This is a genomic window from Harryflintia acetispora (assembly GCA_004340125.1).
Taxonomy (GTDB): domain Bacteria; phylum Bacillota; class Clostridia; order Oscillospirales; family Ruminococcaceae; genus Harryflintia; species Harryflintia acetispora.
This window is the reverse complement of record SLUK01000004.1, coordinates 21,710-41,738: the sequence shown is the minus strand read 5'-3', so window position 1 is coordinate 41,738 and position 20,029 is coordinate 21,710. Positions and strand designations below refer to the sequence as shown.

The 20,029-nt window shown below is 61.2% G+C and carries 16 protein-coding genes; 10 read left to right on the top strand and 6 right to left on the bottom strand.

What is annotated here, in order from left to right; translation table 11 throughout:
• Positions 1–105 precede the first annotated feature (105 nt).
• From ilvD to EDD78_RS05940, 5 genes are all read left to right on the top strand, one after another.
• A complete protein-coding gene (gene ilvD / locus EDD78_RS05960; protein ID WP_132084317.1) occupies positions 106–1,767 on the top strand; it encodes a dihydroxy-acid dehydratase in 1,662 nt (553 codons plus the stop codon).
• 28 nt (positions 1,768–1,795) lie between these two features.
• Positions 1,796–2,287, top strand: a complete 492-nt coding sequence (locus tag EDD78_RS05955; protein ID WP_132084316.1) for an HD domain-containing protein — start codon at positions 1,796–1,798, stop codon at positions 2,285–2,287.
• 312 nt (positions 2,288–2,599) lie between these two features.
• Positions 2,600–4,000 carry a preprotein translocase subunit SecD gene (locus EDD78_RS05950; RefSeq protein WP_079698343.1) on the top strand — a complete coding sequence of 467 codons (1,401 nt, stop codon included), beginning with the start codon at positions 2,600–2,602 and terminating at the stop codon, positions 3,998–4,000.
• Positions 3,997–4,926, top strand: coding sequence for a protein translocase subunit SecF (gene secF / locus EDD78_RS05945; protein WP_079698344.1), 930 nt, complete (start codon positions 3,997–3,999; stop codon positions 4,924–4,926). Before EDD78_RS05950 ends, secF begins: the two co-directional genes overlap by 4 nt.
• Positions 4,927–5,006: 80 nt before the next feature.
• On the top strand, positions 5,007–5,411 hold the full coding sequence (locus tag EDD78_RS05940) for a hypothetical protein (protein ID WP_079698345.1): 405 nt from the start codon (positions 5,007–5,009) through the stop codon (positions 5,409–5,411).
• A gap of 31 nt (positions 5,412–5,442) precedes the next feature.
• Here the strand turns inward: EDD78_RS05940 and EDD78_RS05935 are convergent, their stop codons facing one another.
• From EDD78_RS05935 to EDD78_RS05915, 5 genes are read right to left on the bottom strand one after another with little or no spacing between them, the layout of a single operon-like run.
• Positions 5,443–7,458 carry a bifunctional 4-hydroxy-3-methylbut-2-enyl diphosphate reductase/30S ribosomal protein S1 gene (locus EDD78_RS05935; RefSeq protein ID WP_132084315.1) on the bottom strand — a complete coding sequence of 672 codons (2,016 nt, stop codon included), beginning with the start codon at positions 7,456–7,458 and terminating at the stop codon, positions 5,443–5,445.
• Positions 7,455–8,057 carry a lysophospholipid acyltransferase family protein gene (locus EDD78_RS05930; protein WP_132084314.1) on the bottom strand — a complete coding sequence of 201 codons (603 nt, stop codon included), beginning with the start codon at positions 8,055–8,057 and terminating at the stop codon, positions 7,455–7,457. Before EDD78_RS05930 ends, EDD78_RS05935 begins: the two co-directional genes overlap by 4 nt.
• A 30-nt stretch (positions 8,058–8,087) precedes the next feature.
• Positions 8,088–8,759, bottom strand: a complete 672-nt coding sequence (gene cmk, locus EDD78_RS05925) for a (d)CMP kinase (RefSeq protein WP_079698348.1) — start codon at positions 8,757–8,759, stop codon at positions 8,088–8,090.
• A 39-nt stretch (positions 8,760–8,798) separates the two neighbouring features.
• Positions 8,799–10,040 (bottom strand): BaiN/RdsA family NAD(P)/FAD-dependent oxidoreductase, encoded by a 1,242-nt coding sequence (locus tag EDD78_RS05920; RefSeq protein WP_132084313.1) that lies wholly within the window; start codon positions 10,038–10,040, stop codon positions 8,799–8,801.
• An 11-nt stretch (positions 10,041–10,051) separates the two neighbouring features.
• Positions 10,052–10,924: a MurR/RpiR family transcriptional regulator gene (locus EDD78_RS05915; RefSeq protein WP_079698350.1), complete on the bottom strand. Its 873-nt coding sequence runs from the start codon at positions 10,922–10,924 to the stop codon at positions 10,052–10,054.
• A 437-nt stretch (positions 10,925–11,361) separates the two neighbouring features.
• Between EDD78_RS05915 and EDD78_RS05910 the strand changes: the two genes are divergently transcribed.
• The 4 genes from EDD78_RS05910 (at position 11,362) to EDD78_RS05895 (ending at position 16,410) form a co-directional block, all read left to right on the top strand.
• Positions 11,362–12,630, top strand: a complete 1,269-nt coding sequence (locus EDD78_RS05910) for a hypothetical protein (RefSeq protein WP_132084312.1) — start codon at positions 11,362–11,364, stop codon at positions 12,628–12,630.
• 177 nt (positions 12,631–12,807) lie between these two features.
• Positions 12,808–13,194 carry a GntR family transcriptional regulator gene (locus tag EDD78_RS05905; RefSeq protein WP_079698352.1) on the top strand — a complete coding sequence of 129 codons (387 nt, stop codon included), beginning with the start codon at positions 12,808–12,810 and terminating at the stop codon, positions 13,192–13,194.
• On the top strand, positions 13,191–14,093 hold the full coding sequence (locus EDD78_RS05900) for an ABC transporter ATP-binding protein (RefSeq protein WP_079698353.1): 903 nt from the start codon (positions 13,191–13,193) through the stop codon (positions 14,091–14,093). The genes EDD78_RS05905 and EDD78_RS05900 overlap by 4 nt, the downstream gene beginning before the upstream one ends.
• The gene (locus EDD78_RS05895) at positions 14,068–16,410 is read left to right on the top strand and encodes a DUF6449 domain-containing protein (RefSeq protein ID WP_132084311.1); all 2,343 of its coding nucleotides are present in this window, start codon (positions 14,068–14,070) and stop codon (positions 16,408–16,410) included. The genes EDD78_RS05900 and EDD78_RS05895 overlap by 26 nt, the downstream gene beginning before the upstream one ends.
• A gap of 86 nt (positions 16,411–16,496) precedes the next feature.
• Here EDD78_RS05895 and EDD78_RS05890 read toward each other — a convergent pair whose 3' ends face one another.
• On the bottom strand, positions 16,497–17,639 hold the full coding sequence (locus tag EDD78_RS05890; RefSeq protein WP_132084310.1) for a hypothetical protein: 1,143 nt from the start codon (positions 17,637–17,639) through the stop codon (positions 16,497–16,499).
• A gap of 379 nt (positions 17,640–18,018) precedes the next feature.
• On the opposite strand from EDD78_RS05890, the gene ligA reads away from it, so the two are divergent.
• Positions 18,019–20,004 (top strand): NAD-dependent DNA ligase LigA, encoded by a 1,986-nt coding sequence (gene ligA, locus EDD78_RS05885; RefSeq protein WP_132084309.1) that lies wholly within the window; start codon positions 18,019–18,021, stop codon positions 20,002–20,004.
• Positions 20,005–20,029: the final 25 nt, after the last annotated feature.

The window sequence follows — 20,029 nt, the reverse complement described above, 5'->3', positions numbered from 1 at the left end:
GATTGACAAAGCCTCCCACAGGTTTTAAACTGAAAGAATAGAAATTTTGAGAAGTTTCGGCCCGGTGCGGGGTAAGCCCGCGGGGAAGAGTAGGGAGGAAGAAGTTTGAACAGCGATCAGATCAAAACAGGCTACCAGCGCGCACCCCACCGCTCGCTGCTGAAGGCGCTCGGCGTGACCGACAGCGAGATGAAACGTCCCTTTATCGGTGTGGTGAATTCCCACAGCGAGATCATTCCGGGACATATGCATTTAAACGCAATCGCAAGGTCGGTCAAGGACGGCATCCGCAACGCGGGCGGCGTCCCCTTCGAGTTTTCCACCATCGGCGTTTGCGACGGGATTTCGATGAACCACCGGGGGATGAAATATTCCCTGCCCTCCCGCGAGCTGATCGCGGATTCCATTGAAGTGATGCTCACCGCCCATCCGATGGACGCGGTGGTCTTTATCCCCAATTGCGACAAGATCGTGCCCGGCATGCTGATGGCGGCCTGCCGGATGAACCTGCCGTGTATCTTCGTCTCGGGCGGCCCGATGATGGCCGGCACCTTCCAGGGCAAGCGGGTCGGCCTCAACGAGACCTTCGAGGCCGTCGGCGCGGTCGCGGCCGGGAAGCTGGACGAGCGCGAGCTCGAATCCATGGAGAACACCGCCTGCCCGACCTGCGGCAGCTGCTCGGGGATGTATACCGCCAATTCGATGAACTGCCTGACCGAGGCCATCGGCCTGGCGCTGCCGGGCAACGGCACCATCCCCGCGGTGATGTCCGCGCGGCTGCGCCTGGCCAAGGAGAGCGGCGAGCAGGTGATGAAGGTGCTGGAACAGAATATCCGCCCGAGCGACATCATGACCCCCGAGGCGTTCGAGAACGCCCTGCGCTCGGACATGGCGCTGGGCTGCTCCTCCAACACGGTGCTCCACCTGACCGCCGTGGCGCACGAGGCGGGCGTGCCGATCAGCCTTCAGGACATCGACGCCGTCGGCCGCAAGACCCCGCAGATCTGCAAGCTCAATCCGGCGGGACAGGTCTTTATCCAGGATCTCGACGCGGTGGGCGGGATCCAGGCGGTCTTAAAGGAGCTCTACCGCGGCGGGATGATCCACGACACCCTGACCGTCAGCGGCAAGGTCAGCGAGCGGATTGCCGCCGCCCCCGCGCCGGACGGGAAGATCATCCACACCCTCGAGGAGCCGGTGCGAAAGGACGGCGGGATCGCCATCCTCTTCGGCAACCTCGCCAGTGAGGGCGCGGTGGTCAAGCAGGGCGCGGTCGCGCCCGAGATGATGACCTATACCGGCTGTGCCAAGGTCTACGACTGCGAGGAGGACGCCTCCGCCGCCATCCTGGCGGGGGAGATCGTCCCCGGGGATGTGGTGGTGATCCGCTACGAAGGGCCGAAGGGCGGCCCCGGCATGCGGGAGATGCTCGCCCCCACCGCCTCGATCGCCGGGCGCGGGCTGGACGCGCAGGTCGCCCTGATCACCGACGGGCGCTTCTCAGGTGCCACCCGTGGCGCCGCGGTCGGGCATATTTCGCCCGAGGCGGCGGCCGGCGGGACCATCGGGCTGGTGGAAAACGGCGACAGGATCCTCATCGACATCCCGAACCGCAAGCTCGAGCTGCTGGTGGAGGAGGCTACCCTCGCCGAACGGGCCGAGCGCCGCTCCCACCCGCAAAAGAAGGTGGAGGGGTATCTGGGCCGCTATGCGCATTTCGTCACCTCGGGCAGCCGGGGCGCGGTCTATGGGGACGAGGAGAAATAGGCCTGATCAAGAGACAGGGGGATATTTCATGACAACCGGCGCGCTTGTGGAAAAGATGATCGCGTTTTATAACGGGAATCTGCATGACATCAATCATTTTTTGAAGGTCCACGCCTATGCCAAAACGATCGGCGAGCTGGAGGGGCTGGACCCCCTCATGCAGCGGACATTGGAAGTCGCCGCCATCGTCCATGACATCGCCTGCCCGCTCTGCCGGGAGAAGTACGGCAATACGAACGGCAAACGCCAGGAGGAACATGGGGAGGCCCTTGCCCGGGAGTTTCTGGATGGGACGGGCTGCCCGGACGGGTTGGTGGAGCGCGTCTGCTATCTGGTGGCCCACCACCACACCTATACCAATGTGGACGGCATGGATTATCAAATCCTGCTGGAAGCCGATTTTTTGGTCAATGCCGATGAGAGCGGGATGGGCGAAAAAGCGATTTTAAACACCTTGCAAAAGGTGTTTAAAACGAGGAGCGGCATCCGCCTGCTGAAGGAAATTTACCAAGTGGCATAGAAAACGGGCTTGGCGGGAGCAGGAAAGCCGATTTAATTGGGCCGGAATGGATTAAAAGATTGACAGAATGTGCAGATTTTACTATAATAAACTTTATGAGTGTCGCATCTTTATGGCTCCTGAAGGGGAGCGGTCCCCACAGTGGAACCGCTTCGCGGCGGGGCTGCGGGAGGTGTGTCGCCGCGCCAAAATGGACAACCCGTAAAAGGGGCGGCCAATTTCCAGCTGGGCGCGGCGTCCTTTGGCGTTTATGCGCCCTTGGACGATTCTAAAAATATATGGGAACCCCATATATCAAACGGAGGCTTTCAGATGAAAAAAGTTGGCAAACCCGTGTTTTTCATAGTCGCTTTGCTGATTGTGTTTCTGACGTACACCTCATTCTTCGGTATCTCCACCCAATACGGCGACGTGACCAAGACCTGGATCAAGGGCGCGGACACGATTCGCTGGGGGATCGACATCCGCGGCGGCGTGGATGTCACCTTTACCCCGCCCGAGGGAGTGGACGCGACCGAGGATGAGCTGGCGGCGGCGCAGGCGGTCATCGAGACCCGCCTGATCAATCAGAACATCGCGGACTATGAGGTCTACAAGGACACCGCGAAAGACAGGATCATCGTCCGTTTCCCCTGGAAGGAAAACGAGACCGACTTCAACCCCGAGGAAGCGATCCAGGAGCTGGGCGAGACCGCGCTGCTTTCCTTCCGCGAAGGGATGGAGACCGATGAAAACGGCCTTCCCGCCGGGATCACCGCCGAGAATGTGATCCTCTCGGGCAACATGGTCGAGAGCGCGCAGGCGGTGGTGGACCAGCAGGGTCTGCCGCTGGTTTCCCTAAAGCTCACCAGCGAGGGGGCCAAGGCGTTCGACGAGGCGACCGGACGGCTCTCGCAGGAGAGCCCGAAGGGGCGGATCAGCATCTGGATGGACGAGCTGATGATCAGCGCGCCCGAGGTGCAGGCCCACATCACCGACGGGAACGCCGTCATCTCGAACATCGGGGACATCGAAGAGGCGAAGGATCTTGCCAATAAGATCAACGCCGGCGCGCTGCCCTTCAAGCTCGAGACCGAAAACTACAACTCCATCTCGCCGACGCTCGGCATGGGCGCGCGGGATGCCATGGTGCTGGCCGGGGTGATCGCGTTCATCCTGATCGCCATCTTCATGATCCTTTACTACCGCCTCAACGGCGTGGTCGCCGTGATCGCCCTGATGGGCCAGGTGGCGGGCATCATCATCGGCGTGACGGGGTACTTCCCGGCGATCCCATCCTTTACGCTGACGCTGCCGGGCCTTTGCGGTATGATCCTCTCGATCGGCATGGGCGTTGACGCCAACGTCATCACCGCCGAGCGCATCAAGGAGGAGGTCCGCGCGGGCAAGACGCTCGACGGCGCGATCGACAGCGGCTTTGAGCGCGGCTTTGCGGCCATCTTCGACAGCAACATTACCATGATCATCGTGGCCGTTATCCTGATGGGCTCGTTCGGCCCGACCGACAGCCTGTTCGCCAAGATGCTCAGCCCCATTTTCAGCATGTTCGGGCCCGCGACGGCCGGCAATATCTATTCCTTCGGCTACACCCTGCTCGTCGGCGTGATTCTCAACTTCATCATGGGCGTGACGGCGACCCGCCTGATGCTCAAATCCATTTCCAAATTTAAGCCGTTCCGCAAGCTCTGGCTCTATGGGGGGGTTGACGAATGAAACAGATAGCATTCATGAAAAACCGGAAGATTTATTTCGGTATTTCCATCGGCCTTGTCGTCCTGACGGTGCTGGCCACCCTGATCTTCGGGGTCAATCTCGACATCCAGTTTAAGGGTGGTACCATCATCACCTATTCGCATGCCGGCGACCTCGACGGGGGCGCCTTCCAGAAGGCAATTGAGGAGAAGCTCGGCCAGAAGGTCAATATCCAGGAGCAGACCAACGTGGCCACCGGGAATATGAACTACGTCGTGTCCCTGACCAGCGCCGACGGCCTCTCGGTCGAGGACCAGGGCGCGCTGACCGAGTCGCTGCAGCAGCAGTTCCCGGACAATGCCATTGAGACCTTCGCGGTCAACAATGTCAACCCCACCATCGGTAAGGAATTTTTCGCCAAGTGCCTGGTGGCCGTGGCGATCGCGGCGCTGCTGATGGTCGTCTATATCGCCTTCCGCTTTAGGCGGATCGGCGGCTGGAGCGCGGGCGTGATGTGCGTGGTTGCCCTGCTGCACGACGTGATGATCGTCTATCTGACCTTCGTGCTCTTCAAGTTCCCGATCAATGACAACTTCATCGCGGTGGTGCTCACCATCCTGGGTTATTCGATCAACGCGACCATCGTCATCTACGACCGGATCCGGGAAAACAAGAAGCGCTACGGCTCCAAGGCGAACATCGGCGAGCTGGTCGACAAGTCGATCAACCAGTCGATGACCCGTTCGATCAACACCTCGCTGTCCACCGCGACGGCGATGATCGTCATCTGCATTGTGGCGGTCGTGCGCGATGTGAACTCGATTCTGACCTTCGCGTTCCCGCTGCTGATCGGCATTATCGCCGGCTTCTATTCCTCCACCTTCCTGTCCGGCCCGCTGTGGGTCTGCTGGCAGGAGTATAAGAAGGCGAAGAAGGCTGCGAAATAACCCGAGCGTTGTATAAGTAGAAAAAGGGCCGGTTGAAAACAACCGGCCCTTTGTTTTTCCTCAATGGAAGGGGGAGGCATATGAAAAAATATCTGCAGGCGGCCGGGATCTGGGCTTTGATCATCCCGCTGGCGATTCTGAACGGAGGGCTGCGGGAGGTTGTCCTGGCCGGGCTCGGCAGGCTAGCACTTCCGCTGAGCGGCCTTATCCTGAGCGGGGCGATCCTTCTGGTCGCCCGCCTCCTCATCCCCCGGATCGCCGGGTGCAAACGGAGGGACTATCTTGTTTTCGGGATCCTCTGGTGCGCGCTTACCAACCTGTTCGAGCTCGGCATGCTCCTGATGGCGGGCGGCGGGCTTTCGGACTACCTGGAATCGTTTAACTTTCTCGATGGGAACCTGTGGGCGCTGGTGGTGTTGACCACCCTGCTCGCCCCTCTGGCGGCCCAAAGGTGGAAGGAAAAAGACAGAAAAGAGGCGGTGTGATGAATCACACCGCCTCTTTTTTAATTGTAAATTATTCGGCGTCCTCAGCCGGAGCCTCTTCCTTCTTTTCAGAGGGGGGAGCCGCCTCATAGACGGTGGGAGCCGCATCCTCGTTTTCCTGCTCCTGCTCGGCATTTTCCTCCAGCAGGGCGCGAATCGAAAGGCTGACGCGCTTGTTCTCAAAGTCGATCTCGGTGATCTTGACCTGGACCTCCTGGCCGACCGACAGCACGTCGGAGGGCTTGCCGATCCGCTCATTGGCGATCTGGGAAACGTGGATCAAACCGTCCACACCCGGGATCAGCTGCGCGAAGGCGCCGAAGGTGGTCATCGAAACGATCTTGACGGTGGCGACGTCGCCCACCTGGTACTTGTTCTGGAGAATGACCCAGGGATTGTCCTCGGTCTTCTTGTAGCCCAGGGAGATCTTCTTCTTCTCGGGATCAATGTCCTTGACGTAGACGTCAACCACATCGCCCTCCTTGACGACCGCAGACGGATGCTTGATCCGCTGCCAGGAGAGCTCGGAGATGTGGATCATGCCGTCCACACCGCCCAGGTCGACGAACGCGCCGTAGGAGGTCAGGCTCTTGACGGTGCCCTGGTAATGCTTGCCGACCTCGACCTCGGTCCAGAACTTCTCCTCGAGCTCCTTGCGCTTCTCGGCGCTGACGGCACGGATCGAGCCGACCGCACGGCGGCGCTGGCGGTTGACCTCGAGAATCTTGAACTCGACTCTCTGCTTGAGAAGAGTGTTCAGGTCCTGGCCGCGGGACATGGTGGCCTGGGAGGCCGGGATGAACACCTTAACCCCGTTGGTGAGCGCGAGCACGCCGCCCTTGACGACCTCCACGACAACGCCCTCGAGAACCTCGCCGGTGTCGACCGCGTTCATCACCTTCTCAAAGCCCGCGATCGCATCGAGGCGCTTCTTGGAGAGCATGACGGTGCCTTCCACGTCGTTGACCCGGACCACCATCAGTTCGAGCTCATCGCCCTTGTGTACCAGTTGGGAAATGTCGGCCTGCGGGTCGTCGGTAAATTCCGATACCGGCAGGTATCCGGCGTGCTTGGTGCCGATATCGACCGAAATTTCATTCGGCGCAATGCCGGTCACAACGCCTGTGACCTTCTCTCCCGTGTATGTACTTTTAAAGGACTGGTCAAGCAGCTCCTCAAAGCTCAGTTCTTCCTGGTTGTTCTGGTTCTCACTCATTGTTTTTTGTACCTCCTTAATAATGCAGGCCGGTGTGGACGCCCCCGCCGTAATCCCTACCTTACGGACGCCGGCCATGGTAACACCCGAAAGCTCGTTTGCATCCTCGATGAGCACCGCGCGGGTAAACTGTGAGGCGATCTCATAGAGCTTTTTGGTGTTTGAACTATGCCTGCCGCCGATCACGACCATCAGCTCGCTCTCGCGCGCCAATGATTCGGCCTCCTGCTGACGCATAGTTGTAGCACTACATATTGTATCAAAAATTGTGAAGCGTGTACATACCTTTTTTAGAATTTCTTCGCATTTCTGCCATTCGTTGCGGTTAAAAGTTGTCTGTGCGACCATTATTTTGGGGGCATCGGGCGGAAATTTACAATTTGTTAATAAATCTGCGAGCTCCTGCGCGCTCTGGAAGACAAACGCCTCGGAGGAAGCGTGCCCCACGATCCCCTGCACCTCGGGATGCTGCGGGTCCCCGGCCACCAGGATGACGGTGCCGGGTTCCTGGGAGGAGACGATCTTATGGATCTTGCCAACGAATGGGCAGGTCGCGTCCACCGTCTCGATCCCAAATTGCGCAAGTTTACGGTAAACGTCCTTCCCAACGCCGTGGGAGCGGATGACCACCGTGTAGCCGCAAAGGCTTTCGTCAATTTTGTCGGCTACCAGCACGCCCCGGCGGCGGAACTCCGCCACGATCTGGGGGTTGTGGATGATCTCCCCGAGGGTCGCCACCCGCTTTCCCGCGCCCAGCTCGCTTTGCACCATGCGCACCGCCCGGTCCACCCCAAAGCAGAATCCCGCGCTCCCCGCCACCGTGATCGTCATGGGCGGTCCTCCGCACTGTCGAGCAGCTCCTGGATCCGGCTCATGATCAGCCGGCTGGCCGCCTTGATGGTGGCGGGGGAGGAGGCCGAAACGCCCAGCTCTTCCCGGGAAATCGGTTTCCCGAATTTGACGGTAATATGACTGCGGAAACGCAGCTTCTCCCCAAAGCAGACGGCGGTCGGCACCACGTCGGCGCCGCTGGCCCCGGCGATCAGGGCGCAGCCGGACTTGGGGCGCAGCAGCTTGCCGTCCAGCGAGCGGGTCCCCTCGGGGAACATGGCGAGGATCTTCCCCTCCTCCACCGTTTTGATGGCGAAGTCCACGGCCCCGGTGTCCCCCTTGCCCCGCTCGACCGGGAAGGCACCCAGCCAGTAGAAGAGCCGCCCGATCACCGGGAGCTGGAACAGCTCGATTTTGGCCATGAAGGTGAGGTTGGGCTTTAGCATTACCCCGATGAAGATCGGGTCGCAGTTGGATCGGTGGTTGCTCGCCACGATGAAGCCCTTGTCTTTCGGCAGGTTTTCGCGCCCCTCGGCGTCGATTTTAAAGGCAAACCAGAAGAAAAAGTGCAGCAGGTTGCGGGCAAAACGGTAAAACATAGACTCGACTCCTTTGTGTTTTCATAAAGCCTAGAGTGCGGCGAGCTTCTCCTCGATCACGCTCCGCAGCTGCGACACCGACTGCTCAAAGTCGTTGCCGGTGGTGTCCACCGTCACCGCATCGGGCGCCGGACGCAGCGGGGCGATGGCCCTGGTCGAATCGTTGCGGTCCCGCTCGATCACGTCGGCGAGCACCTGCTCATAAGCCACGTCCTTGCCCTTCGCCAAAAGCTCCTGGTACCGGCGCCGGGCGCGCTCCTCGCTCGAGGCGGTGAGGAAGATTTTGACCTGCGCGCCCGGGAGCACCACCGTGCCGATGTCCCGCCCGTCCATGATGACGTTCTGCTTCGCCGCGATGCCTTGCTGCAGCTCGAGCAAAAAGGCGCGCACCTCGGGGATGGCCGACACGCCCGAGGCCGCCATTGAGACGGCGGGGGTGCGGATCTCTTCTGAAACGTCCCGGCCGTTTAGATAGACGTGCTGCCCGTCCTGCCGGTGGCGCAGCTCGAGCGTGATCTGCGGCAGCAGGGCGGGCACCTTCTCCCGGTCGGTGGGCTCGACCCCGTGCTCGAGGGCGTACAGCCCGATCGCGCGGTAGAGCGCCCCGGTGTCGATATAAACATAGCCCATCTGCCCGGCCAGGGACCTGGCAATCGAGCTCTTTCCGGCGCCGGACGGCCCGTCGATGGCAATTGCGATCATATTGTTACCTCCTGTTATTTTTGTATGCAGTCCCCGCCCTTATGCACCGAGGATGTCCTGCGCGGCGAGATAGGCGGTGGAAAAGGCAATTTGCAGGTTGAACCCGCCGGTGAGCGCATCCGCGTCGATCACCTCGCCGGTAAAGTAGAGCCCTTCCGCCAGCTTGGAGCGCATGGTGGAGGGCGCGATCTCGGAGAGCTTGACCCCGCCGCGGGTGATGATCGCTTCCTCGAGCGGGCCCGGGGCCTTGATGTGCAAGGTCAGCCCTTTGACGGGCCCGATTAGCGCTTCGCGCTGCGTGCGGGTCAGCGAATGGACCTTGGTCTCGGGCGGAATGCCCGTCAGCCGCACGATCACCGGGATCAGGCTGCGGGGCAGGAGCGCGTCCAGGGCGTTGCAGAAGTCCCGGTTCTGCCGCTCCTCGAAGTCCCGCAGCAAGCGCCGGTCCAGCGCCGTCCGGTCCAGCCCGGGCTTCAGGTCGATCGCCACCGAAAAATCCGAGGCGCGCGCAGGGTCGAGCAGGCTGCAGGCGGTGAGCACCAGCGGCCCGGAAAGCCCGGTATGGGTGAAGAGCAGCTCGCCCAGCTCCTGAAAGACCGGCTTCTTCGGCTTTTTTTGGTCCCAGAGCGAGAGGGTCACGTTGCGCAGGGAAAGCCCGGCGAGCTCGCGCACCCACGGCTCTTTCGTATCCAGCGGCGCCAACGCGGGCGCGGGCGGCGCCACCGTGTGCCCGAGCGCGCGAGCGAAGCGGTAGCCGTCGCCGCTCGAGCCGGTCGCCGGATAGCTCATCCCGCCGGTGGCGATCACGATATTATCAGCATAATAGCGCTCCCCGGCGGCGGTGCGCACCCCGCGCACCCTGCCCTCCTCGCAGAGGACCTCCGCCACCGTGGCGCAGCGTATCTGCGCCCCCGCGTCCTTGACCGCGCGCACCAGCGCGTCCACAACATCCATCGCCCGCTGCGAGGCGGGGAAGACCCGCTGGCCCCGCTCGGTCACCAGCGGAACCCCGAGACCCTCGAAATAGGCCATGGTGTCCTGCGGGGTGAAGGCGGCGATGGCGCTGTACAAGAAGCGGCCGCCCCGTATGCAGTTTTGCAAAAAGGCGTCCCGGTCGCAGTCGTTGCAAAGGTTGCACCGGCCCTTGCCGGTAATCAGCAGCTTGCGGGCGGGGCGCTCGCGCTTTTCCAGCACCAGGGTGCGCTTGCCCCCGGCGGCCGTATGGGCGGCCAGGAAGAGCCCGGAAGCGCCCCCGCCCACCACGATCACATCATATTCCAAAGTTTCTCTCCTCACTGGGCGGTTGGCTGGGGCTTCTCGTAGACGTCGTATTCCTCCCAGATGTTTTCCAGGTCCTGATAGGTTTTGAAAATCTCGCCCCGCTTGCGCATCCCGACCGCGACGATCAGGGCGTTGATCAGGCTCAGGGGGGCCACCAGGGAATCGACGAAGGAGACCATGTCGCTGCGCGCGCAAAGCAGGTTGTCGCAGTACGGCGCGATGGGGGAGTGGTCGCTGTCGGTGATTCCGATCACATGCGCGCCGGTGGACTTGGCGAACTCGGTCGCCTTGATCGAGCGGCGCGAATAGCGCGGGAAGGTGATGGGGATGAAGACGTCCCCCTTGCCCATGTGGTAGATCTGCTCGAAGACCTCGCTGGCGCTGCTCGCGCTCACCAGGCGCAGGTTCTTGAAGATGTGGTTGAAGTAAAAATAGAGGAAGTTGGCCAGAGAGGCCGAGGAACGTATCCCCAGGATGTAGATTTCCTGCGCGTCGAGGATGGCGTCCACGGCGGCCGAAAAGCTCTCGGGGTTGACCGACTCGGCGGTGCGGCGGATGCGCTCGATGTCCAGTGAGAGGACCTTTTGCAGGATGTTGCTCTCCCCGATCTGGTCGCTCGTAACCTCCATGCGCTGGGCGGAGGTCAGCCGGTTGCGGATCAGCTCCTGCAGCGCGCGCTGCAGGCGGGGGTACCCGTCGAAGCCGATTTCATAGGCGAAGCGCACCACGGTGGATTCGCTCACCCCGACGGCGGCGCCCAGCTTTTGCGCGGTCATGAAGGCGGCGCGCTCATAGTGGTTGACGATGTAATGGGCGATCAGGCGCTGCCCTTTCGAGAGCTTGCCGTTCATCGCACTGATTTTGGTCAGCAGGTCCTGTGTCAAGATGTACCCTCCCACCGCCGGGGGAACCCCCGGCGAAACGATGAATAACCGCCCGCGCTTTTTGCGCAAATTGCCCGGCACATTGAAAGAAGGGGCGCGGCGGCTTTCTTCCTATATCTTATTATAGTCCCCGGGAGGCAAAAATCAATCGGGAATATCCCCAAAATGCAGCGTCAGTTTGCAGGAATTGCAGCATGAAGGTGCAAACCGGATGCTTTTACGTTCAAAAAGACCGCAAGCATAACCAGCTTGCGGTCTTAATTTTGTGTTTTTTCGCGTCAGGGTGGAGCAAATGTTCCAATCCCTCCCATTGTTTCCCTAATTATATCCTGTTTTGGCGAAAAATGCAAGGGGAAATAGCGGTTTAAGAGGGCGTCCCGCAGGGGATCGGACCCCCAGCTGGTTATGCTGGCGGTCTTTCTTGGGAGGGTGTAAATATGAAAAAGAAAGGGTTGCCGGCAATTTGGGCCGCGCTGGCGTTTATTCTGCTGTTGGCCCGCACGGGATACGCCGCGCCGAGCTCTTCCGGGGTAACGGTTGCGCCGGAGGGCGGCTATCAGTGTGATTACGGGGTGGATATCCCCTTTACCCGTTCGCCGCTCACAGGCAGCTACACCTTTGCCCTCTATCCGGGCGAAGGCGTCGCCGGACCGCCTGAGATGACGGCCAGGGTGGAGGTTGTCCCCGCCTCGCAGGTCAACGTCCACCTGCCGCTACAGTTTGATCCTGCGGCGCCCAGCGCCTGGACGCTGAGGGTAACGGCGCATGCCGCGCCGGGCCGGGAGGGGCTCGACCGGGAAGCATCGGCTGTCAAAACCTTTACCACCAAGCCGGCCTGCGGGTGCCCCGCCGGGACGGCGGGGGTCTACTATGCGGGGGCGGGTACGGCGCAAAACCCGTTTTTGGTTGCCACGCCCGGGCAGCTGCAGCATATTAACACCCACTTGCAGGGGAAGCATTTTAAGCAGGCGCGCGATATCGACCTGTCCTCCTGGGGGCAGTGGACCCCGATTGGGGATTTTGTTACCGGCGTTGTAAGCAATCCCTTCACCGGATTTTACGACGGCGACGGAAAAACAATAACGGGCTGCAAAATAAACGGCAGCTTCCTGCGCGGCTCGCTTTTTGGCTGTGTCAGCGGCCCGGGGGCCGGGGTCAAGGACCTGTCCGCGCAGGATTTCTCCATCGACGTTTCCGGCGTTAAAGCCAGCGATGCCGGTGCGATCGCCAACTATCTGCGGGACGGGGCCGCCGTCTCGGGATGCCGGGTGCTCGGCTCCACCATTTCCTGCCAGCTTTCCGGAGCGGGGGTCGTTGCCGCCGTCTTCGAGGGCGGCAGGGTGGAAAACTGCTATGCCGACGGCAACACGGTTACGGGAGCTAGCGTGGGCGGCATCACCAGTTGGATGGAAGGGGACGGAACCGTTAAAAACTGCTTTTCCTATTCCAACCGGCTGGCCGACACCGGCGGCGCGTGCGGTGGCATAGCGGCGAACACCTACAGCGGCGCGCCCGTCCTATCCGGAAACTTTTTCCTTGGCACCACCGCCTCCTGCGGCGGAGGCAACCCCGCCATCAACACGGGCGCCGCTCCGATCACCGCCGGGGCGTTCAAAAATTCGTCCACCTTCTCCGGATGGGATTTCTCCGACGTCTGGTATATGCCCCCGGACGGGGACTATCCCATGCTCCGGTGTTTTTCGTGATTGACCAGCGCCCCGGCCTAAAAGCAGGCCGGGGCTTTTTTCTTTTTTTCGGGAAAAACCTTTCTATGGCTGTTGACAACCCTTCTGGGATATGTTAACATGAGACTGTACTAATACACATAATACGGTTAGTACGGTTTGGTGATACGGAATTATCAAACGAAGGGGTGAATGATTTTGATTCGGATCGATCCGTACAGCCGCTCGCCGATCTACGAGCAGGTGATCCACCGCATTTCAGAGCTGATTATGGTGGGGGATCTGAAAAACGGCGACAAGCTGCCCAGCGTGCGCACCCTGGCAAGGGACCTGGGCGTCAACCCCAACACGGTACAAAAGGCGTATGCGGAACTCGAACGCCGCCGCATCATCTATACCGTTTCCGGCAAAGGGAATTTTGTGGGGGAGCGCGACGTCGTCTCCCGCCAGGTGAGCGACCGGCTTTTGGAAAGCCTGCGCGAGGCTGCGGTGGCCGCGCGCAACAACGCGATTCCCTATCAGACGGTGGCGACGCTCGTCGAGCGCGTCTATGACGAAACAGACGGGGAGGGGAAGGACGAATGATCAAAGCGGCAAACGTCGTCAAGTTCTTTGACGACACCCGGGCGCTGGACCACTTTTGCACCACCATCGAGGACGGGTCGATCTACGGCCTGATCGGCTCGAACGGGTCGGGCAAATCGACCTTTCTGCGGCTGATCGCCGGCGTCTACCGCCCGGACGAGGGGCAGGTGGAGATCGAGGACGCCCCGGTCTTTGAAAACCCGCTGATGAAGGACAAGGTGTTCTTCGTTTCGGACGAGTTTTACTATTTTCCGCAGTCCACCATGGACGAGATGGCCGCCTTCTATGCGAAGATGTACTCCGGGTTTTCGTGGGAGCGCTACCGCAAGGTGGGCGGCATGTTCCCGATCGACCCCTCGCGCAAGATTAACACCTTTTCCAAGGGCATGCAGCGCCAGACCGCCCTGATCCTGGGGCTCAGCTCCCAGGCGCAGTATCTGCTGCTGGACGAGGCGTTCGACGGGCTGGACCCGATCATCCGCACGGCGCTGCGCAAGATCCTGGCCGACGACGTGGCGAGGCGGGGGGCGACGGTGATCATCACCTCGCACAACCTGCGCGAGCTCGAGGACATGTGCGACCACGTGGGCCTCATGCACAAGGGAGCGATCGTCTTCGAGCGGGAGCTCGACGAATTAAAGCTCGGCTTTTGCAAGGTGCAGGCGGCCTTTAAGCCCCTGCCCGACATGGACCGGCTGCGCGGGGAACTGGAAATCCTCCAGCTCGAGACGCGCGGCAGCCTTCTGAATATGGTGGTGCGCGGCGAAAGCGGGCGGGTGCTCGAAAAGCTGTCGGCCTACGATCCGCTCTTCGCGGAGAGCCTGCCTCTCACACTGGAGGAAGTATTCATCAATGAAATGGAGGCGATCGGGTATGATTACAACAACGTCATCTTCTAATCGCGGTAAACTTTCCGGCCTCTACCTCTCCATTCTGCGGCGCAACTTCGGCGTTACGCTGTTGTATTTTATCTTTCAGTTTTTGTTTTTCCCCCTGCAGTACATCCTGAGCGCGACCGACGCGCTGAAGAACCAGAACGCGGCGGGCCGCATCCATTTCATCGGGATGGGCGGGATCTACACCGGGATTTCCCTGTTCTTCTTCACCGCAATGGTGATCGTGGCGCCCATCCTCTTCACCATGATGCAGTACAGCTTTTTGCATCAGAAGCGCTCGACCGACCTGTTCCACGCCCTGCCGATCCGGCGCGAGCAGATGCTGCTGGTCAATTTCGCGGCCTCGGCCACCATGATCCTGGTGCCGATGGCGCTCAACTATGCCGTCACCATCATCGCGGCGGCCTCCTTCGGCTTCCCCGGCTTTTCGCTGCTCGGGGCGCTCGCGGATGCCTTCTCGGCCTTCTGCCTGACGCTTGGGCTCCTGGCCGTCACCACCCTGGTCTCGGTCTCCACCGGGACGGTGTTCGACAACCTGGTCTACACGGTGGGGCTACTGTTCGGGGTCCCTTCGGCGATCTTCCTTTGCTTGGGGTATGCGGCGAACGACCTGTTCGGCTGCACCCTGCCCGACTGGTCCCAGTACCTCTTCCTGGCCTCCCCGGCGACCGCTCCGGCTTATCTGCGGATCGCGGCCCAGGGGGAATTGGAGCAAATCACCTCCACCCCCGGCTTTCTGCTCGGCGTATCGCTGGGGTGGCTGGCGCTCGCGGGAATCTTTTTGCTGGTGGACATCGGGGTCTACCGCCGCCGGGGGAGCGAGCTGGCGGGCAAGACCGGCTACAGCAGCGTGCTCACACAGCTTGTCAAGCTGACCGGCGCGCTGATCGGCGGGGTCTGCTTCACGCTGCTGGTGCGCTCGGTGGCAAACTCCGAGGGCCTGCTGCTCAGTGCCGTTTCGGCGGCGGTGGGCGGGGCGCTCATCTACTGCGTGGCTGAATGCGTGATGTCGCGCGGCTTCAAGACAATCAAAACATCCGCCCCCTACCTGGGCGCGGGGCTGGCGCTGCCGGTGCTCTTCGTGCTGATGGTCGGGCTCGGGTGGTTCGGCTATGAAGGCAGGGTGCCCACGCTCGATAAGATCGAGAGCGTCGAAATCAATTTTACGGACCGCTACGGCTTTACCCACTATGATTTCGACGCCAGCCGCAAGAGCCTCGAGCGCATGCAGAAAAACGGCCGCAACGCATACGATTACTATTCGCTCGAGACCATCAACGAGATCCTGCTGGCCGACGAAAAGGCCAGGGAGCTGGTGCACGACATCCACCAGGACATCGTGAACGGGCATGAGCAGGAGGAAAAGAACGTCTCCGGCGCATACATTACCCTGGAATATAAGCTCAAGAGCGGCGGCTCGCTCAAGCGCAGCTATTACGGCATGCCGCTGCTGGCGGGGGAGAAGTACAACGAGCTCAACGCCTGCGAGGAGGTCAAGGTGCAGACCCACCCGGTCTATAGCCTGAAGCCCTCCGATGTGCGGGAGATTACCCTGCTCAACCGCCTGATGGGCAATGTCACCCCGGTTTCCTTCTCGGAGGGACAGATTGGCCGGCTGATCGAGGCGCTGCGCGAGGACATGAGCGCCGAGACCTATGAGCAGATGGAAAACGGGCGGGAGCTCGGCTATCTGGTGCTCACCCCCAAATACGGCGCCGAATACTTCAGCTACACCTCCATGCGCAAGCCGGGCTTCGTCCTGCCCGACGAGAGCGACGGCTACGACGCCTGCTACGTCCTGTTGACCGAAAACTATGAGAGCACCCTGGCGCTGCTCGGCGAATTCGGTTACGACGGGTTTGAGCGGGTGGATTACGACAACATCGAACGGGCATATATCACGCTCGACGCCTACTACAACCGCGACAACGTCATGCGCATCCAGGGGCCCTACGGCTTCGACCGCTCGGATCTTGCGCAGAACGAGGAGATGCTCAGCTATAACCGCGGCAATACCGAAATCACCGATCCGGCCGTGCTGCGCATCCTCGCCGAAGCGGTGCGCGGCAACGCGCAGAACGCCGTCGTGCAGGTGGACGGAAGCGACAAGCAGCCCTCCTGGGGCGGCTCGATCACTTTGATGGTCACCTTCGTAAGCAAAGACGGCAGCAACCTGATCCACACCTTCGCGGTCAACCCGAAGGTGCTCCCCGAGGCGACGCTCCTGGAACTCAAGGACAGCTTCAACCGCCAGTGGAGCGATGAAAACGTGGAGGACCCCTTCACCCTGGTGCTTGAGCGGATCCGCTCGGAGCAATAAATCTGCGTATCACTTAAACCAAACCATAAACCGCCCAAGGGCCCGGCAGCGAAAGCTGCCGGGCCCTTGGGTAATCTGGCTCCCTGTTAAAACCCCTTGAGAGCGGGATAGCTGCCGTCGGCGATCTCCCAAACGGAGGTATCCCAGTTTTGGTAGGTCGAGGCGGCTTTGAGCTGTGCGTCGGACAGGGCGGTGCCCTTTCCGTTGTTCCAGGCGGAATTGCTCAGAAAATAGCAGTCCGTGACCGTTCCGCTGAACGCCTCGTCCCCCACGATCCCGCCCGGCTGAATCGGAGAGGAGAGCGCGGCCGGGACTGACCAGCAGTACGAGATTGTGCCGCCATGGCAGGAGCCCACGATTCCGCCCGCGCTGTGGTCCGGAGTGGGCGCGCGGAAGGTGCAACCCAGAGAATAGCAGTTGCGTACGGTGGCTCCTGCCTGTAAAACGCCCACCAGCCCCGCCGCGAGGCTAGAATCGACGGTACAGCCGCTGACATAGCAGTTTTCGATCAAGCCGCCCTTGGTCAGGTGACGGGTGATTACTCCGCTGGAATAGCCGTTGAGAGCGGAGACGGTGAAATTTTCCAGCCCCAGGTTTTTCACCGTGCCCGAAATTTCCATCATCCAGGACGGACTGGTCTTGGCGTTTCGCACCACATGGTAATCCCCGTCGTACACTCCGCTGAAGGTGCCGCTGGGGGAGGCGAGCGCTTTTTCGTCGAAATCGAAGTCGCTGCATTGGATGAAGTGGGCGGTCAGATGGCTTTTAATATGATCGAACTGCGCGGGCGTCGCGACCAGATAGGGCGCGGCGGCACTGCCGTCCCCCGCGAGGAATCCCCCGGCGGCGGGGGTGTGCCCGCAAGAGCTTGTTTTTCCGGTGGTGAAGGCGCTCGTGCGGCTGGCGGCGGAATCCAACCCCTCCCGCCCCGGCAGGGGGTAGGCGGTCACCCGCAGGGTATAGTCGTGCTCCCCGGCGGGGTCGTAGAGAAAGGGGAGAAAGACCGAGGACTGGTCCGGCTGTGCCTGCAGCTCCCGGCTGGCGAGCGGCTGGTCGGATGAAAGCTGGGGGTCAAAGACCTCGAAGCGGTAGCGGGTGGTGCGTGAAGAGGGGGTAAAGGCGATATTTATGCCATAGCTGCCCAGTTCCTCGGCCCGTGCGGCGGATACGGGCAGGCTCAGCAGGGCGCAAAGCGCGGTGCAAACGAAGGCGCGGCTGATTCGGTTCATGATATTTCCTCCTTTGGTAACCGGAAAAAGACCTATAGCAAAGCTATCTGGCGGTCCGCCCGCCCGGGCGCAGGGGTGGGAAAACGGGGGATTCCCTTGCAAAAGGAGGAAAAACAGGGTATAATTAAGGTAACTTTTCCAGGACTTGGGATACTTCTGGAAGGGACAGGAAATTTAAATAAGACCGGTGACCGCCAGATAGCTTTTCTGGCGGTCATTTTGCTGAAAGCGGCGTTTTCCCGAAAAAAAGAGGCCGCTCTTTTGCGCCCGGAAGGCAGAAAAACTTGGCATAAGCGGTACAAAACAGGTGAAGGATATGCTATAATAAAATGTACATGCGCGGGGGCAGTCCCTGCGCGGGAAAGGGCGGTCGTTTTCTGTGGAACTCAAGGAAGCCGAAAAGCGGGTCCGCCAGCTGCGGCGCGAGATCGAGCGCTGCAACCGGCAGTACTATCTGCTGGATGACCCGGACATTTCGGATTATGAATATGACAAGTTGACATTGGAGCTGCGCCGTCTCGAAGCGCAGTTCCCCTCTCTCGATTCCCCCGACTCTCCGACCAAGCGGGTGAGCGGGGTGGCGAGCAGCACCTTCGAGAAGGTGGAGCACACGGTCCAGATGGGCTCGCTGCAGGATGTGTTCAGTGTCGAGGAGGTGCGCCAGTTCGTCGAAAAGGTGCTGGATGCAGAGCCCTCGGCGCAGTTTGTGGTGGAGCCCAAGATCGACGGGCTCTCGGTCTCGCTGGAGTACCGCGACGGGCTCTTCGTGCGCGGGTCCACCCGCGGGGATGGGCAAGTCGGCGAGGATGTGACCGAAAACCTGCGCACCATCCGGTCGATCCCCGTGCATCTGAGCGAGGAGCTGCCCTATCTCGAGGTGCGCGGCGAGGTCTATATGCCAAGCACGAGCTTCGAGCGGCTGCTAAGGAGCCAGGAGGAAAAAGGCGAGAAGCCCTTTAAGAATCCGCGCAACGCGGCGGCGGGCTCGCTGCGCCAGAAGGACCCCAAGGTGACCGCCAGGCGGGAGCTGGATGTTAAAATCTTTAACCTCCAGCAGGTGCAGGGGCGGGAGTTTTCGTCCCACACCGAGACCTTCGACTTCATGAAGGGGCTGGGACTGCCGGTCAACGTTTCCTACAACCGCTTTTCGGACGCCGATTCGGTGGCCGACGAGATCGAGCGCATCGGCGCGCAGCGCGACAGCTACCCCTTCGACATCGACGGCGCGGTGGTCAAGGTCGATTCCCTCGCCCAGCGCGAAATTCTGGGTGCGACGAGCAAGTTCCCCCGCTGGGCGGTGGCCTTCAAGTATCCGCCCGAGGAGCGGGAGACCGTGCTCAAGGACATCGAAATCAACGTCGGGCGCACCGGCGCTTTGACTCCCACCGCGGTCTTCGACCCGGTGCCGCTGGCCGGGACCACCGTCTCGCGGGCGGTGCTCCACAACCAGGACTTCATCGACGAGAAGCAGATTTCGATCGGGGATAGGATCGTGGTGCGCAAGGCGGGCGAGATCATCCCCGAGGTGGTGCGCGTCGCCTGGCACGACGGGACGAAGCCTATTTATCACATTCCCGAATACTGCCCCTCCTGCGGGACCAGGACGGTGGTGGACGAGGAGCAGGCGGCCATCCGCTGCCCGAACCTGCACTGTCCGGCGCAGCGCTACCGCTCGATCGTGCATTTCGCCTCGCGGGACGCGATGGACATCGACGGGCTGGGGCCGGCCATTGTGGACCAGCTCCTAAATGAAAAGCTGATCGCCACCCCGGCGGATCTATATACCCTGGAGTTCGACCAGCTCAGAGACCTCGAGCGCATGGGCGACAAGAGCGCGCAGAACCTGCTCGACGCCATCGAGCGCAGCAAGGGGCAGGACCTCGGGCGGCTGCTCTTCGCGCTGGGGATCCGCAACATCGGCGCGCGGGCGGCCTCGCTGATTGCTAGGCACTTCGGCAGCCTGCAGGCCGTGATGGAGGCCGGTGAAGAGGAGATCGCCGCCATCGACTCGGTAGGGGAGGTTATGGCCAGGAACGTCACCGAATTTTTCGCGGATGAGCGCAACCGCGAGGAGGTGCGCCGCCTCATGCAGTACGGGGTCAACCAGCGCTCGCTGGCGGCCCCGGTGGCCGATACCCTCGGGGGGAAAACCTTCGTGCTGACCGGCACCCTGCCCACCCTGTCCCGCGCGCAGGCAAAGGCGCTGATCGAGGCGCAGGGCGGCAAGGTCAGCGGCAGCGTTTCGAAGAAGACCGACTACGTGGTGGCCGGGGAGGACGCGGGCAGCAAGCTGCAGCGCGCGCAGCAGCTCGGGGTGGCCGTGATTGATGAAGATGAGCTGCAGGCGCTGCTGGGACAAAAATAGGAACACCGAAAGGAGTCAGACATAG

Bases quoted from the DNA above. Each gene is read 5' to 3' on its own strand.
- EDD78_RS05955 (WP_132084316.1), top strand. From the start codon at position 1,796: ATGACAACCGGCGCGCTTGTGGAAAAGATGATCGCGTTTTATAACGGG.
- EDD78_RS05950 (WP_079698343.1), top strand. From the start codon at position 2,600: ATGAAAAAAGTTGGCAAACCCGTGTTTTTCATAGTCGCTTTGCTGATT.
- secF (WP_079698344.1), top strand. From the start codon at position 3,997: ATGAAACAGATAGCATTCATGAAAAACCGGAAGATTTATTTCGGTATT.
- EDD78_RS05940 (WP_079698345.1), top strand. From the start codon at position 5,007: ATGAAAAAATATCTGCAGGCGGCCGGGATCTGGGCTTTGATCATCCCG.
- EDD78_RS05935 (WP_132084315.1), bottom strand. From the start codon at position 7,458: ATGACGATCACGGTGGCGGGGAGCGCGGGATTCTGCTTTGGGGTGGAC.
- EDD78_RS05930 (WP_132084314.1), bottom strand. From the start codon at position 8,057: ATGTTTTACCGTTTTGCCCGCAACCTGCTGCACTTTTTCTTCTGGTTT.
- cmk (WP_079698348.1), bottom strand. From the start codon at position 8,759: ATGATCGCAATTGCCATCGACGGGCCGTCCGGCGCCGGAAAGAGCTCG.
- EDD78_RS05910 (WP_132084312.1), top strand. From the start codon at position 11,362: ATGAAAAAGAAAGGGTTGCCGGCAATTTGGGCCGCGCTGGCGTTTATT.
- EDD78_RS05900 (WP_079698353.1), top strand. From the start codon at position 13,191: ATGATCAAAGCGGCAAACGTCGTCAAGTTCTTTGACGACACCCGGGCG.
- EDD78_RS05895 (WP_132084311.1), top strand. From the start codon at position 14,068: ATGATTACAACAACGTCATCTTCTAATCGCGGTAAACTTTCCGGCCTC.
- EDD78_RS05890 (WP_132084310.1), bottom strand. From the start codon at position 17,639: ATGAACCGAATCAGCCGCGCCTTCGTTTGCACCGCGCTTTGCGCCCTG.